The 14,577-nt window shown below is 67.8% G+C and carries 14 protein-coding genes; 11 read left to right on the forward strand and 3 right to left on the reverse strand.

Annotation, left to right across the window (positions count from 1 at the left end; translation table 11 throughout):
• Positions 1–25 precede the first annotated feature (25 nt).
• Positions 26–658 carry a TetR/AcrR family transcriptional regulator gene (locus tag G6N14_RS13470; protein ID WP_234808871.1) on the reverse strand — a complete coding sequence of 211 codons (633 nt, stop codon included), beginning with the start codon at positions 656–658 and terminating at the stop codon, positions 26–28.
• Positions 659–829: 171 nt separating this feature from the next.
• On the opposite strand from G6N14_RS13470, the gene G6N14_RS13475 reads away from it, so the two are divergent.
• Positions 830–1,591, forward strand: coding sequence for an SDR family NAD(P)-dependent oxidoreductase (locus G6N14_RS13475; protein ID WP_085135234.1), 762 nt, complete (start codon positions 830–832; stop codon positions 1,589–1,591).
• Between the two features lie 5 nt (positions 1,592–1,596).
• Positions 1,597–2,364, forward strand: a complete 768-nt coding sequence (locus tag G6N14_RS13480; protein WP_085135235.1) for a ThuA domain-containing protein — start codon at positions 1,597–1,599, stop codon at positions 2,362–2,364.
• Positions 2,365–2,388: 24 nt separating this feature from the next.
• Here G6N14_RS13480 and G6N14_RS13485 read toward each other — a convergent pair whose 3' ends face one another.
• Together G6N14_RS13485 and G6N14_RS13490 are read right to left on the reverse strand one after the other, a co-directional pair.
• Positions 2,389–3,789, reverse strand: coding sequence for an aromatic ring-hydroxylating oxygenase subunit alpha (locus tag G6N14_RS13485; protein ID WP_085135236.1), 1,401 nt, complete (start codon positions 3,787–3,789; stop codon positions 2,389–2,391).
• A 13-nt stretch (positions 3,790–3,802) separates the two neighbouring features.
• Complete coding sequence (locus G6N14_RS13490; RefSeq protein WP_085135237.1) at positions 3,803–4,588, reverse strand: SDR family NAD(P)-dependent oxidoreductase; 786 nt, start codon at positions 4,586–4,588, stop codon at positions 3,803–3,805.
• A gap of 122 nt (positions 4,589–4,710) precedes the next feature.
• On the opposite strand from G6N14_RS13490, the gene G6N14_RS13495 reads away from it, so the two are divergent.
• The 9 genes from G6N14_RS13495 to G6N14_RS13535 are packed head-to-tail and all read left to right on the forward strand — an operon-like array spanning position 4,711 to position 14,564.
• On the forward strand, positions 4,711–5,991 hold the full coding sequence (locus G6N14_RS13495) for a cytochrome P450 (protein WP_133054899.1): 1,281 nt from the start codon (positions 4,711–4,713) through the stop codon (positions 5,989–5,991).
• Positions 5,992–6,008: 17 nt separating this feature from the next.
• Positions 6,009–6,866 (forward strand): MlaE family ABC transporter permease, encoded by an 858-nt coding sequence (locus G6N14_RS13500; RefSeq protein WP_109559764.1) that lies wholly within the window; start codon positions 6,009–6,011, stop codon positions 6,864–6,866.
• 2 nt (positions 6,867–6,868) lie between these two features.
• Positions 6,869–7,726, forward strand: coding sequence for an MlaE family ABC transporter permease (locus G6N14_RS13505; RefSeq protein WP_085135240.1), 858 nt, complete (start codon positions 6,869–6,871; stop codon positions 7,724–7,726).
• Positions 7,727–8,980 carry an MlaD family protein gene (locus G6N14_RS13510; RefSeq protein WP_085135241.1) on the forward strand — a complete coding sequence of 418 codons (1,254 nt, stop codon included), beginning with the start codon at positions 7,727–7,729 and terminating at the stop codon, positions 8,978–8,980.
• Complete coding sequence (locus tag G6N14_RS13515) at positions 8,977–10,017, forward strand: MlaD family protein (protein ID WP_085135242.1); 1,041 nt, start codon at positions 8,977–8,979, stop codon at positions 10,015–10,017. Before G6N14_RS13510 ends, G6N14_RS13515 begins: the two co-directional genes overlap by 4 nt.
• A 5-nt stretch (positions 10,018–10,022) precedes the next feature.
• On the forward strand, positions 10,023–11,066 hold the full coding sequence (locus G6N14_RS13520; RefSeq protein ID WP_085135276.1) for an MCE family protein: 1,044 nt from the start codon (positions 10,023–10,025) through the stop codon (positions 11,064–11,066).
• Positions 11,063–12,169, forward strand: coding sequence for an MCE family protein (locus tag G6N14_RS13525; protein WP_085135243.1), 1,107 nt, complete (start codon positions 11,063–11,065; stop codon positions 12,167–12,169). Before G6N14_RS13520 ends, G6N14_RS13525 begins: the two co-directional genes overlap by 4 nt.
• Positions 12,166–13,284, forward strand: coding sequence for an MlaD family protein (locus tag G6N14_RS13530; RefSeq protein ID WP_085135244.1), 1,119 nt, complete (start codon positions 12,166–12,168; stop codon positions 13,282–13,284). Before G6N14_RS13525 ends, G6N14_RS13530 begins: the two co-directional genes overlap by 4 nt.
• Positions 13,281–14,564: an MlaD family protein gene (locus tag G6N14_RS13535; RefSeq protein ID WP_085135245.1), complete on the forward strand. Its 1,284-nt coding sequence runs from the start codon at positions 13,281–13,283 to the stop codon at positions 14,562–14,564. The genes G6N14_RS13530 and G6N14_RS13535 overlap by 4 nt, the downstream gene beginning before the upstream one ends.
• The last annotated feature ends 13 nt before the right edge of the window (positions 14,565–14,577 follow it).

Consider the following 14,577-nt stretch of genomic DNA (forward strand, 5'->3'; position numbering starts at 1 on the left):
ACGCTCCCAGCGGCCGCCTCGGGTCCTACTCGTCGGCGCCCAACAGCAGTGAATCGATCAGCGAGGTCATCTCGTCCATGGCGGCCGGGGTGGTCGACGCGGCCGCGTGCGCGAAGCCGTCGACAATGGCGCCGATCACGTGGGCTACCGCGACGGGGTCGCGGTCCGCGGGGATCAGCCCATGCTGCTGGCCGTTGCGCACCGCGGTGGCCAGGGTCTCGGCCATGGCCACCGCCTGCTTGGAGAACGCCTCGGTGAGCTCGGGATGACGACGCGCGTCGATGGGGGCGGTGGCGACGAAGCCGGCCAGCGTGGGCGACTCGTGGTTGATTCGCATCGACTCCCCGAGCACCGCACGCAGCAGCCCCTGCACCGAGCGCGGCTGGGCCATCGCCACTTCGGCGGACCGGGCGATGATCCGGCCGTAGACGTCCTCGCACACGGCGTCGAACAGTTTGCTCTTGGTCCCGTAGTGGTAGTAGACGGCGCCGGCGGTCACTCCGGCCAATTCCGCGATCAGGCTGTTGGTCGCCGGGCCGTACCCATATTGCGCGAAACACCGGCATGCCGCGTCGATCACCCGCTGCCGGGTGTCGCCGCTGTCGATTCCGGCTGGACGCCCCGGACCTGGTTTCACTCGCGCGTCGCCGTCACTCACTTGACCATCATGGCAAACGGCCGCGTCATTCCGCCGTTGACGTTCCGGGCGAGCGGCCGGTCAAATCCATTGACCCGGACAGTGACGCCTGTTACAAACTAATTGGTCAACCAGCCAATACTGTCCGGCCAGTCGGGCTGCGGGACAGCCGTACACCGAGGGAGCACTGCGATGGATCTCCGCCTCACCGGCAAGCGCGCACTCATCACCGGCGGCAGCCGTGGCATCGGCTTCGCCACAGCCACGACATTGCTCAAAGAAGGCGCCTCGGTGGGCATCTGCGCGCGCGACGAACAGGCGCTGGGCGCAGCGGCCGACAAGCTGTCCGAGCTCGGGACGGTCTTTCACCAAGCGGCCGACGTCAGCGACGCCGCGGCGGTGGACGCCTTCGTGCGCGCCGGCGCCGACGCGCTGGGCGGCGTGGACATCGTGGTGGCGAATGCGTCCGCGTCAGTCGGCGAGGGACCGTCGGCCTGGGCGAACAACTTCCACACCGACCTGATGAGCTTCGTCGGGCTCATCGAGGCCGCGCTGCCACATCTGCAGGCCAGCGACTCGGCCTCGGTCATCGCCATCGCCAGCACATCGGCGCTGGAGGCCGGCATCCTGCCCACCGCGAACAGCTTCGGCGCGCTGAAGGCCGCCATGCTCCAGCATGCCTCGGCGCAGGCCAAAGCCTTGGGCGCCGACGGCATTCGGGTCAATGCGGTGTCGCCGGGACCGGTGTACTTCGACGGCGGGGTGTGGGAGAACATCAAGGCCGGCATGCCCGAGCTCTACGAGGCCGCCAAGGCCGGCGCGGCGCTGGGCAAGTTCGCCTCGGCCGAGGACGTCGCCAACGCGGTGACCTTCCTGGCCTCGCCGGCGGCCGGGCACATCACCGGGACCAACCTGGTCGTCGACGGCGCCTTCACCAACCGATTCGCGTTCTAAGAACGGTGAATCGTCGCGTCCGTGCCGCGTTGGTGTGCGGCGGCCAATGGCACGACTTCGACTACGCCCGGCGGGAACTGCTGGGCGAACTGGCGGTCTACGACCAGGTGCACACCCGGGTCTACCAGGACTACGAGGGGCTGGGCCGGCTCGGGCCGGACGAGCCCCTGATCACCTACACCTGCAACGTCATGCCGTCGGAGGCGCAACGCGCGGCGCTCTCGGAGTTCCTCGCCGCGGGCGGTCGCTGGCTGGCGCTGCACGCCACCAACGCCTCCATCGTCCCCGCGGCCCCCGATGCCGATCACCTGTTCTGCACACCGCCGCTTCCCGGAAACCTGGCGCAGCTGCTGGGAAGCCGATTTCTGGGCCATCCACCGATCGCCCCCTACACCGTCACACCCGTCGCCGACCATCCGTTCACCGCCGGTATCGGCTCCTTCACCGTGACCGACGAGCTCTACATCAGCCAACTCCACCCGCCCTTGCAGGTGTTGGCGCACACCAGTTTCGTGGGCGAGTCGACCGGGTTCGCCGAAGGACACACCCACCTCGACGAGCCCCGTCCGGTGCTCTACCTCAAGCAGCACGGCGCCGGCACGGTCTGTTACTTCACGCTGGGACATTGCCGCGGCCGCTTCGATCTGGCCGATCTGGGCGTCGAGGACCTGGGCTGCGTGGACCGCGGCAGCTGGACCGTGCCGGAATTCCGCACGATTCTGCAGCGCTGCCTGCGCTGGGCCGTCACCGGGGAGTCACACCCGGCGCCCTGACTCCCCCAGCCGCCGACCGGGCCGCTACGTCTCCGCGGCCAGGTATGCGTCGAGGTCGGCGTGGAACTGCCGAATCCTGCTCTCCTGATAATTGGCCAGCGTGACACCGGGTTTGGTCATCGACTTCAGCCCCCGCTGCACCCAGCCCAGGTTGGTCAGGTCCTGATTGAGCACCGCACACAACCCGCCCAGCTCCGGTGCGGCGGCGAAGTCCTCATCGGGGCCCAGTACGTGCGGCGGAGCCGCCTTGGGCTTGGGCACACCGGCCGGCAGGGGAACGAGCATCATCACATCGAAGATGCAGCGGTCAGGGTCGTTGCCGTAGGGGCGGAACCGGTAGGTCAACGGCGCGCCCACCCCGGCCCACGGCGCCAGGTTCGGGAACACGAAATACTCGATGGCATCCAGGATCTCGCTGTCGCTGACATCGGACAGATCCGCCCCGGTGGCCTCCGCCAGCTGTGCGCGCATCGCTTCGGCGACCACCGGTCGGGCCTCTTGACCCTCCGGCACCGTGAAGCTCCCGACACCTTCGGGGTAGAAGTCGCGGAACATCGCCTCCAGCACATCCTGGGGCTCCAGCGGCTCGCCCAGGTGCGGACTGCTGGTGGCCTGCGCGGTGATCATCCGGTTGAATCCGGGCAACCCGTCGCTGCGGCGGTAGATGTCGTACTGGGTGTTGCAGTCGCCGAGGTACTCCAGCAGCTGCGGATGCGTGGCGATCACATGGTAGGACTCGATGAAGGCCTCCATCGCGACCTTCCAGTTGCAGTCGAGCACCTTGACCACGTGCACCGCCTTGAAGCGGTCCTGCAACTTGAACGGCTCCAGATGCCGGTCCGCCTCGCCGATGAAGTGCTCCAGCGGTACCGCGCCGGGGTCGGGATTGACGAACACGAATCCGGCCCACGTCGCGGTCAGCGCCTCAGGCAAGCCGAATTTCGCGTCGTCGATATGCGGGAAGTCCCAGCGGCAGGGAACATCGGTCAATGCTCCCTCCAGGCTCCAGGTGAATCCGTGGAACGGACAACGCAATTGGTTGGCGTGCCCGGAGTCATCGCAAAGCCGGCGGCCGCGGTGCAGGCAGGCGTTGTGGTAGGCCTTGATCTCCCCGCCCGGGGTGCGGACCACGATGAGCGACATGTCGGCGACGTCGTAGACGACGTAGTCCCCCGGCTCGGGAATGTCCTCTTCCCGGCAGGCCATCTGCCACACCCGTTTCCAGAGCTTGTCCACCTCCAGCCGGTGGAAGTCGCCGCTGATGTAGCGCGCCTTGTCGATGTCCTCGGAGCCGAGGAACTCAAACGACTCCTCCAGTAGCGGCTTGGGCACCTCACGGGTGTCGGTTGCCAGCAGCTCCTGCACCGTCGGTCCCGGTGAACGCGCCTCCCCCGGACCGCCGGGACCCTGCACACGCTCGCTCATCGTGCCTCCAAACCTACGACTGGCCGGCCGTGGCCAGCTGGGTGACATACTGCTCGACCACGGTGCCGATGAAAGCCGAGCCGTTGACGGCCCAGCCCCCGTCGACGTAGAGCGCCTGGCCGGTGATGTACCCGGCAGCCGGTGAAGTCAGGAAGGCGACCGCGGCGGCGATGTCTTCGGGGGTCCCGAGCCTGCCCAGCGGCATCGCCGCGCCGATGGCGTCCTGCAGTCCGGGATCGCCGAACTCCCCGGCGGTTCCTTCGGTGAGCACCAGGCCCGGACCGACCGCGTTGGCCCGGATCTTGCGAGGCGCGTACTCCACCGCCATCTGCCTGGTCAACGCGACCACCGCCGCCTTGGACGCCGGGTAGATTCCCCGGCCGGCGGCACCCACATGGGCCAGCACCGAGGCGAGGTTGACGATCGCGCCACCGTCGGCGCCGAATTTGGGCACCAACGCCCGGGTGACCAGCCAGGTACCGCGCACGTTGGTGCCCAGCACATCGTCGATCTCGGCGGTGGTGCTGTCGTCCAGCGTCGCCGATCGCCAGATGCCGGCGTTGTTGACCAGGATGTCCACCGCGTCGATCGCCTCGGCCAATGCCGCCACCGACCGTTCGTCGGAAACATCGCAGACCACAGCCTTACCGCCGACCTCCGCAGCGGCTCGTTGCGCCGCATCGCCGTCGACGTCGACGAGGACCACCTCGGCTCCCGCCGCAGCCAGATGGCGTGAAATCGCACGTCCGATGCCATTTCCCGCACCGGTCACCACTGCTTTCGGAGCTGCGCCAGCCACCCGTCCTCCACTTCCCGCGCGCCGGGACTGCGCCCGGCGACCACCTTGCGTATGACGCAGCTCACTATTATATTGGTGCACCAATTAGTCAAGTGCGTGATGCAAATTCCCTGGAGGCCGCGTTGAGCGACACCACTTCCGAGCAGACGACGGCGGCCCGATGCCCGGTCAGCGACTTCGACCCGCTGGCACCTGCGACTCTGCAGTGCCCCTACCCGTGGTACGAGTCGCTGCGCGCCGAGGCGCCGGTGCACTTCGTGGCCAGCCGGGGCATGTGGTTCGTCACCTCGCGTGAGTTGGTGGCCGAAGCGCTGTCCAACCACGAGGTGTTCTCGTCGAAATTCGGCTTGCCGCAGATGCCCGCACCGGAGTCGGTGGCCACGCAGGTCGCCGAGATCGAAGCGCAGGGCTGGCCGCCGGTGCCGACCCTGCTGACGGCGGACCCGCCCGAACACCACTACTACCGGCGCATGGTGGCCAAGGCGTTCACGCCGCGTCTGATCGCCCAGCAGGAACCGGCCATCCGCCAGATCGCCACCGAGATCGCCGACCAGCTACCCGCCGGCGAGCCGGTCGACTTCATCCCCGCGTTCGCCGCACCCCTGCCACTGCGGATCATCGCCCACCTCCTCAACGTGCCCGATGAGCGGATCGGCGACTTCAAGCGGTGGTCGGATCAGTTCGCCGCCACGGTCGGGGCCGAACTCGACGACACCGGCAGGCTGGAACAGGCGCGCAGCCTGCTGGAATACCAGCGCTACTTCGCCGCCGAACTCGACGATCGGCGGGCAAACCCCCGCGGCGACCTGATCACCGGACTGGTGAACGCCCCCGACATCGAAGACGGTGACGAACCGCTGAGCACCGGCGCGTGCCTGAGCATCATCCAGCAGCTGCTGATCGCCGGAAACGAGACCACCACCAAGTTGCTGACCAGCACGCTGCACATGGCGGCCCAGCAGCCCAAATGGTGGGATTGGTTGCGGGAGAATCCCACCGAGCGCGTCGAGGCGTTCACCGAGGAAGCCCTGCGGTACATGACTCCGGTGCAGAGCATGTTCCGGATCACCACCGCCGAGACCACGCTGGGCGGCTACACCATCCCGGCAGGCCAACTGGTGGTGCTGGCCTTCGCGTCGGCCAACCGCGACGAGGAGCGATTCGACCGGGCTGACGAGTTCAACCCCGAGCGGGACAACGCCCGGACTCACCTGGCGCTGGGCCACGGCATCCACGCCTGCCTGGGAGCTCCGCTGGTCCGGCTCGAGGCGAGCATCGCGTTCGTCGAGCTGGCCCGGCGCTTCAAGACCGTCAGGTTCGCCGACGACAACGACTTCACCTATGAGCCGAGCTTCATGTTGCGCGGCCTCAAACGGCTCTGTCTCGTCTTCGACCGGGACTGACGGGCGGGCCGACGACGGTGCAGGCTCCGGAGCTCGATGACGCGCCGAACCCGGCGACCCGGGCGATCGGGCGCTGGTCGCAGGACTACCTGCGCCGGCACCCGGTCACCGCGCTACGTACGGTGGGCGGTCAATGCGTGCTGGCGGTGCGAACCGCCCAGTACCTGGTCATCGACATCGCCCGTGGCCGCTTCCCGTTCACCGAATTCGTCGAGCAGGCCACCTTCATGGCCCGCACCGCAATCGTGCCGACGATGTTCGTCGCCGTACCGCTGAGCGTCACCCTGGCCATTCAATTCAGCTTGCTCGCAGGGCAACTCGGTGCGACATCGCTGGCCGGGGCCGCCAACGGCCTGGCCGTCATCCGGCAGGGCGCGCCACTGGTGGCGGCAGTGCTGATGGCCGCCGCGGTGGGATCGGCCACCGGGGCCGATCTCGGATCCCGCGCCATCCGCGAGGAAACCGACGCCATGGAGGTCATGGGCGTCTCGGTGATCCGGCGTCTGGTGGTGCCCCGGCTGGTGGCCAGCGTGGTGGTGGCCGTCGCCCTCACCGGCTTCACCTGCTTCATCGGCTTTCTGGCCGGCTACGCGTTCACCGTGACGCTGCAAGGCGGTACCCCGGGCAGCTACACCTCGACGTTCTCGTCGTTCGCGACCGTCGACGACCTGATCCTGACGCTGCTCAAGGCCGTCGTGTTCGGCGTCATCGTCGCGATCATCTCCAGTTACAAGGGACTGGACACCCGCGGCGGTCCGGCGGGAGTGGCGAACTCGGTGAACGCGGCCGTGGTGCAGTCGATCCTGCTGCTGCTTCTGACCAATGTCCTGATGAGCCAGATGTATCTGGTGCTGTTCCCGAAGACCAGTTTCTGATCATGGCGGCCACCACTTTCCTGCCCCCCGGCGCGCGCCCCGTGCTCGCCGCCGCGAACGTGCCCGTCGACCAAGCGGCCCGGATCGGGCACATGGTGGTGTTCTTCTTCCGGACGCTGGCCGGTATTCCGCTGGTGCTGCGGCGCTACCCGCGGGAGTTCTTCCGGCTGCTCTCGGATGTGACATGGGGTAACGGGTCGATCGTCGTCGGCGGCGGCACCGCCGGGGTGGTGTTGCTCAACGGCGCCGCCGGCGGCGCGGTGGTGGCGATCGAGGGCTACAACGCCCTCAACCTGCTCGGCCTGGGCCCGGCCACCGGGTTGATCACCGCGCTGGCGACCGTGCGCGAGATCGCGCCGATGATGGCCGCACTGAGTTTCGCCATCCAGGCCGGCTGTCGCTTCACCGCACAACTGGGCGCCATGCGCATCTCCGAGGAGATCGACGCGCTGGAGTCGCTGGCCATTCGCCCCATCCCCTATCTGGTGACCACCCGGGTGCTCGCGTCGGCCCTGGCCGTCGTTCCCCTGTTCGTCGTCTGTCTGTGCCTGAACTTCCTGGTGTGCCAGCTCGTGATCTTCCTGGTCAGCGGCCAGGCCTCGGGGACCTACCTGCACTACTTCGGGCTGATGCTGGCCGCGCGCGACATGGTTTTCGCGGTGATCAAGGTCGCCATATTCGTCGCCATCATGTCCACCCTGCAGTGTTACTACGGCTTCTACGCCACGGGCGGGCCGCGTGGTGTCGGCATTGCCGCGGGGCGGGCCATGCGCGCGAGCATCACCATCATGGTCTGCGTCAACATGCTTCTGACCATGGCGTTTTGGGGCATCGACGCCGGCGGACGGCTGGGCGGATAGATGCCGAACCGATTCGATTTCGACGGCCGGGGCCCCTCCACCCCGGCCTTGGTGGGCAGCGGAGTGGCCTTCGTCCTGATCTGCGCGCTGACCGGGTGGCTGCTGCTGGAGAAGTCAGCGGGCAAGCTGGACCCGCGGGTGCAGATCACCGCGGTGCTGTCCAGCGTCGGCGACGGCCTGCCCCCCAAATCCGATGTGAAGTTCCGCGGCGTGCTGGTCGGCGCGGTCCGCACCGTGATACCGGCCACGGACCAGGAACCGAACGTGGTGCACATCGACCTCAAACCCGATCGCGCACGCGGTATTCCGAACACCGTGACCGCACGCATCGTCCCCAGCAACGCCTTTGCGGTGTCCACGGTCCAGCTCGTCGACAACGGGCCGGCGGCGGTGGTCAAAAACGGCGACGTCGTCACCGAGGACCGCACCCTGCCGACCCAGTTGTTCCAGAACACGCTGGCCAAACTGCGTGATCTGGTCACCGCCGTCACCCGTCCCGGCAACGAACACACCCTCGGCCTGATCCGGGTGCTGGCGGACGCAACCGCCGGCCAGGGACCGGCGCTGAGCTCGGCCGCCCAGGGGCTCAACCGGATCGTGGCCGAAATGAACGGCCTCAGCGTCGATGACAGTGCACCGTCGACGCTGAAAACCTGGGAGTCGGCCATCGCCGCGCTGCGCGGCACCGCACCCGACTTGGTCGATGCGCTGCACCATGCCGTGGTGCCCATGCGCACCGTCGCCGAAAAACAGGCGGCACTGCAGAACCTGCTCACCGGAGCGCAGGACACCGTCGGCACCATGCGCACCGCCATGGACAACCACACCGACGAATTGGTGGCCATCGGCACCCAGATGACGCCGGTGGTCGGTGTGCTGGCCGACAGCTCGGCGAAGTTCCCGGCGATCGCACTGGGCATCAACCACCTGGTCGACACGTTCTTCGACGAGCTGTGGACCCGCACCGGCACCAAACTCAGCTTCAGCTTCAAGCTGGCGGTGGCGCTGGCTCCGCTGCGCCTTTACACCCGCAGCGACTGTCCGGTCTACGGCGAGCTGCGCGGCCCCAGCTGCGAGACCGCACCCGAGACGACGCCCGTCGTCGACACCCACGGGATTCCCGACTCACGCTCCTACGTTGCGCCACCTGGCATCACCCTGCCCGAACCCGCCAACGCCGCCGAGCAGGTCCTGGTGGGGCCGGCTGGAATCGCTTCGCCGGAAACCACTGTCACCCCAGGCGGCACGCCATGACCGCCCACCGCCGCCAGCTGGTCTTGCTGACCCTGTTTCTGGTTATGTGCATCTCGCTCACCGGGACCATCCTGGTCACCCTGCGCCGCGACGTGGCCGGCCCGACCAACACCTACACCGCGCTGTTCAGCGACGTCACGGGGCTACGGCCCGGATCGGATGTCCGCATGGCCGGGGTCCGGGTCGGCCGGGTAGACGCGGTGGACCTCGACGGCGACCACGCCAGGGTGCGATTCCGCATCCAGCGCAACCAGCCCGTCTACGGCGACACCATGGCCTCGGTCGTCTACCAGAACATCATCGGACAGCGCTACATCGGTTTGACCCTGGCGGATTTCGGGCGCCCGGAGAAGCTTCCCGACGGTGCCACCATCCCGATGGAGCGCACTGAGCCGTCGTACGACGTCACCCACCTGCTCAACGGTTTCGAACCGCTGTTCACCCTGTTGGACCCGGACAACCGGGGAAACCTGTCCAATGCCCTGATCAAGGCGCTCCAGGGCGACTCGAGTTCGCTCGCGGTACTGGTCAGCGAAACCTCCCGCCTGGCGAAATCCCTGGCCGGCCCCGATGACCTGCTGGGCCAGCTGATCACCAGCCTCACCGCGGTCACCCAGAACCTGGCCGATCAGGGCACAGCCCTGCAGACCACGCTGTCGCAGGTCCGCGCCGTCGTGGCCGGCCTCAATGTCCACCGCGACGAATTGATCACCGCGATGGGTTCCGTCTCCACGGTGGTCGGGCGGCTCTCCGGGATTCTCACCGCGGTGCGACCCGATCTGGAGGACACCCTCAACCGTGAGCCAGGGCTCCTGGCGACCATGATCGCGCGACAGGACCAATGGGCCACCATGGGCGCCAATCTCCCCGCGGTCTTCAAGGGCCTGGCCCGAATCACCGGCGACAGCACCTCCATGAGCGCCCAGGCCTGCGACTTCAACTTCACCTTGTTCAACTTCCTCAAACCCATCGTGCCCAGCATCATCAACGCCGCAACCCCGGGTGGGTGGCGTAAGTACTCGGCGCAGTGCAGGTGAGGACCATGCCAGCCCCGCGCGCGCGCAAACCGGTCCTCGAGGACCGCAACCAGGCCTGGCTGGGCACCATCGCGGTGCTGACCCTGACGGCGGTGATCGCCGCGACCACGCTGCTGACCACGCTGAACCTCGGCAAGACAACGTATTACGCGGAGTTTCTCCAGGCGGCCAGCATCCGGCCGGGCGACGAGGTGAGCGTCGCCGGCGTCCCGGTCGGCGCCGTCGAGGACACCGCGCTGGCCGGCGCTCACGTGCTGGTCTCGATGAAGATTCGCCGCGGGGTGGTGCTGGGTTCGCAGACCCGGGCTGCCATCAAGCTGACCACCGTGCTGGGCGCTCGCTACGTCGAGCTCAGGCCCGCCGGTGACGGTGAACTCGAAGGACGGCGAATCACCTTGGCGCACACCGAGGTCCCCTACGATCTGCAGCGATTGCTGCAGGACTCGACCAACACCTTCGAGGATGTCGACGCGCAGCGATTCGCCCAGTCCATGCAGGCGGTCTCAACCCAGCTGCGCGACCTCCCCGCGATTCTGCCCGACGCCCTGACCAACGTGCAGAACCTGTCGCGGGTCATCGCCGACCGCCGCGACCAGATCGCCGGGTTGCTGCGCAGCACCGCCGAGATCGCCGAGATCCTCGGCGGCCAGCAGGCCGATCTCGCCGCCCTGGTCGATCAGGGCCATCAGCTGTTCGGCGAGGTGACGGCACGCCGCGACGCGGTGCTGCGGCTGATGAACGCCGCCACCACACTGGTCGCCACTGCCCGCGACATCACCGTTGGCGACCACGCCCAGCTCGACCGGCTGCTCAGCGACATCCGTCAGGCCACCGCGATGCTGGGCGACCACGACGACCTGCTGCGCAACCTGTTCCAGGTGATGCCACTGGCCATGCGAAACGTGGCCAACGCCACCGGGTCCGGCCCGTTCCTGGACTTCGCACTGCCCGGCGGTCTGCTGGTGGATTCCTGGATGTGCGCGATCAGCGGCCGGGCCGAGCAATTCCGCTTCCCGGAGCGCTACCAGTACTTCAAGGACTGCGAATGACCAAACGGGCCCTCGTCGTCGCCATCATCGTGCTGGCCGCAGCCGCGGTCCTCGGTGCCGGATATACGCTGCGGTCGGCGGTGAGCGCCGGGCAGCGCACCATCACCGCCCGGTTCGACAACGTGATCGGCCTCTACACCGGCAACACCGTGGCGGTGCTCGGCATGCCGGTGGGCCGCGTCGCCTCGATCACGCCGCAGAGCAGCTACGTCGAAGTCGTCCTCGAAGTGGACCCCAAGGTCGCCCTGCCCGCCGACGTCCAGGCGGTGACGGTGGGCACCTCGATCCTCACCGACCGCCACGTCGAACTCACCCCGCCCTACGCCGGCGGACCCGTCCTGCCCGACGGCGCCGTACTCGGCCTGGACCGCACCAAGACGCCGATCGAGTTCGACCGGGTGCTCAAGATGGTCGACAAGCTCGGTACCGCGCTCGGCGGCGACGGCCACGGCGGCGGGCCGATGTCCGACATCCTCACCGCCACATCGAAGATCACCACCACCAGCGGTCAGCAGCTCAAGGACGCACTCGGCCAGCTCTCGACGGCGCTGCGGACCGGGGACGACGAGGGGCAGGCGACCCGCCAGAACATCACCACCATCGTCACGAACCTGAGCCGGCTGACCGACGCCGCAGCACGAAACCAGGACCTGGTGCGCGGGTTCGGCGCCGACATCCGCCAGCTCAGCAGCATCGCAGCCCAGCAGGGCGTCGGCAACGGAGACACCGGCCGCTCGCTCAACCAGGTGCTCGGCCAGCTCAACACACTGCTGTCCGACAACGGCGACAACCTGATGGCAACCCTGCGCAGCAGCAGCGCCCTGACCACAGCCCTGGCGGACTATCGCCGCGAACTGGCGGAGGTCTTCGACGTCGCTCCGCTGGCGATCGACAACGTGGTCAATGCGATGGACACCGACAACGGCATGTTGCGGGTGGCTGCGCACTTCGATTCGGTGTTCTTCGACAGCTCGATGACCAAAGAGGTCTGCAACATCCTGGGTCTGCGGCAATTGGGTTGCCGCACCGGCACGATCCGTGATCTCGGGCCCGATTTCGGGGTCACATCCGTCCTCGAGGCGATGACGAGGTTGGGGCAATGACACGGCGGATCCTGGCGGCACTGCCCCTGGCCGCGACCATGGTGCTCGCCGGCTGTTCGGTCGGGGTGGAACAGCTGCCCTTGCCCGCACCCGGCATCGGCGGCGACAGCTATCACCTGAACGCGGTGTTCTCCAACGCGCTGAACCTGCCGGACCGGGCCAAGATCCGGCTCGGCGGTGCCGATGTCGGCGAGGTGGTGTCGATGGCGGCCAGGGATTACACCGCTGTGGTCGATATGCGAATCCTCGCCGACGTCCGGTTGCCGGTGGGGACCACCGCCGAACTGCGGTCGGCCACTCCGCTGGGCGATATCTTCGTCGCGCTCACGCAGCCGCCGACGGCAGCCGGTGCGGCGCTGCTGCACGACGGCGACACCATCCCGATCTCCGCGACCCAGGCCGCGGCCACCGTCGAGGAGGTCCTGGCCTCGACCTCGATGCTGGTCAACGGCGGCGTGATCGGCAACCTGACCAGGGTTCTCAACGGCGTGGGCGACGCGGTCGGTCATGACGGTGACGGCCTGGCCGCCATGATCGGTGAATCGCGTGCGCTGGTGACCACCATGTCGGAGCGCACCGACGATCTTCGCGGGGTGATGCAGCAGACCACAGCGCTGGCCGACATACTCCACAGCCGACGGCAGTCGATCAACGACGTGCTGGGTTCGTCGGCGCCGGCGTTGGGCGTACTCGCCGGCCAGACCTCCACCATCGTCGATCTGGTGGACCAGATGGGCGCGATCACCGGCCAGCTGCAACGATTCCCGTCCATTGCCGGCGTCGACACCCGCAGCCTGATCCACGATGTCGACGAACTGTCCCGCGTGTTCAACGAGACGGCGCTGGAGCCTCGGGTGAGTTTGGACAACATGGTGCGGATCCTGCCTCCGGTGCTGAAGCTGTTCAGTGCCAACGCGGCGCACTCCGACGTCGACCTGCAGCAGTTGGCGCTCGGCCACATCGCGGACAAGAACCACCTGGGCGATCCGGAGTTCCACGGGCCCAAATGGGCCGACTGGGACAACCTGGTCGGCTCGTTGCGGTACGTCATCACTCAGTTGGGCGACCGGGTTTGGGGCACCGACCGGGGCCGGATCTGGGGGCCGCCGCAATGAAGCCCGTCGAACTGATCGCCGCGCTGGTTCTGCGGGCGGTGCGCACCGGTATGGCGCGCCGGCTGCTCATATCGGGCATCGCCCAAGTCGGCCTCGTGGTCGTCGGCGTCGCCTATCTGCTCTTCGGCGCCTTGCGCGACAACCCGTTCGCCGATCAGATGACGGTGACGGTGGACCTCGACGAGTCCGGCGGCCTGCTGGCCAACCAGGACGTCACCCTGCGGGGAGTACCGATCGGGCGGGTGGCCTCGGTGGACTTCACCGATGACGGCGTACGCGCCGTCGCCCGTATCGACGCACACGCCCGGATCCCGCGCGAGGGCATGGTGGCCCGGGTGTCCGGGCTGTCGCCGGCCGGCGAGCAGTACCTCAATCTCGAACCGGCCGCGTCCACCGGCCCGTTGCTCACCGACGGCACCGTGATCGGCCGATCCGACACCAGTACCCCGATTCCGATCTGGCGGCTGCTGGAGAATGTCGACGGACTGCTGGCGCAGACCGATCCGGTTCAGCTCAACGCGGTCCTCGGTGAGCTCGGGGTCAGCGAGCAGGGACCGCAGAAGCTGCGCGAGCTGCTCAGCGGCGGCCAACTGCTCATCTCCACGCTGGACGGAGTGCTGCCGCAAACCATGACACTGCTGCGCAGCAGCCGCCCGGCCTTCCGGATCTTCGATGAGGGGTCGGACGGAATTCGTTCTATCGCAGCCAATCTCGGCAGCACCTTGGCCGGAGTCAGCGCCAAGGATGCCGGCATGCGGCGTCTGCTCGAAGACACCCCTAATGCGCTCGCCACGATCGACCGGGTGATCGCCGACAACTCCGAGACCATGGTGCAGTTGCTGGGGAACCTGACCACCGTCGCGCAACTGTCCTACGTCCGCGTTCCCGCACTGCAGCAGTTGTTCCGCGACGATCGCCCGCCCCTGCTCGACGGCGTCGCCAGCCTGATGCACGGGGGCGGCATCTGGGCGATCGCCGACATCTACCCACGCTACATCTGCGACTACCCGCACCCCCGCGATGTGCCGTTCATCCCGAATTACCCCGAGCCCTACCTGCACACCTACTGCCTCAACGACGACCCCGGACTGCTGATCCGCGGAGCCCGCAACGCGCCCCGTCCACCCGGTGACGACACCGCCGGCCCGCCGCCGGGATGGGATCCCCTGCGCCGCACCGATCCCACCCCCGTCGGCCCGCACACCATTCCGCTGCCCTACGGCGGTCCGGTCATGCCTCCGGAATCCGAACCACACCGCCAGGGCATTCCCTGGAACTGACAAGGAGACGACA

This window comes from Mycolicibacter hiberniae (genome assembly GCF_010729485.1).
GTDB classification, from domain to species: domain Bacteria; phylum Actinomycetota; class Actinomycetes; order Mycobacteriales; family Mycobacteriaceae; genus Mycobacterium; species Mycobacterium hiberniae.

Bases quoted from the DNA above. Each gene is read 5' to 3' on its own strand.
- G6N14_RS13485 (WP_085135236.1), bottom strand. From the start codon at position 3,789: ATGAGCGAGCGTGTGCAGGGTCCCGGCGGTCCGGGGGAGGCGCGTTCA.
- G6N14_RS13530 (WP_085135244.1), top strand. From the start codon at position 12,166: ATGACACGGCGGATCCTGGCGGCACTGCCCCTGGCCGCGACCATGGTG.
- G6N14_RS13520 (WP_085135276.1), top strand. From the start codon at position 10,023: ATGCCAGCCCCGCGCGCGCGCAAACCGGTCCTCGAGGACCGCAACCAG.
- G6N14_RS13515 (WP_085135242.1), top strand. From the start codon at position 8,977: ATGACCGCCCACCGCCGCCAGCTGGTCTTGCTGACCCTGTTTCTGGTT.
- G6N14_RS13505 (WP_085135240.1), top strand. From the start codon at position 6,869: ATGGCGGCCACCACTTTCCTGCCCCCCGGCGCGCGCCCCGTGCTCGCC.
- G6N14_RS13525 (WP_085135243.1), top strand. From the start codon at position 11,063: ATGACCAAACGGGCCCTCGTCGTCGCCATCATCGTGCTGGCCGCAGCC.
- G6N14_RS13510 (WP_085135241.1), top strand. From the start codon at position 7,727: ATGCCGAACCGATTCGATTTCGACGGCCGGGGCCCCTCCACCCCGGCC.
- G6N14_RS13535 (WP_085135245.1), top strand. From the start codon at position 13,281: ATGAAGCCCGTCGAACTGATCGCCGCGCTGGTTCTGCGGGCGGTGCGC.
- G6N14_RS13475 (WP_085135234.1), top strand. From the start codon at position 830: ATGGATCTCCGCCTCACCGGCAAGCGCGCACTCATCACCGGCGGCAGC.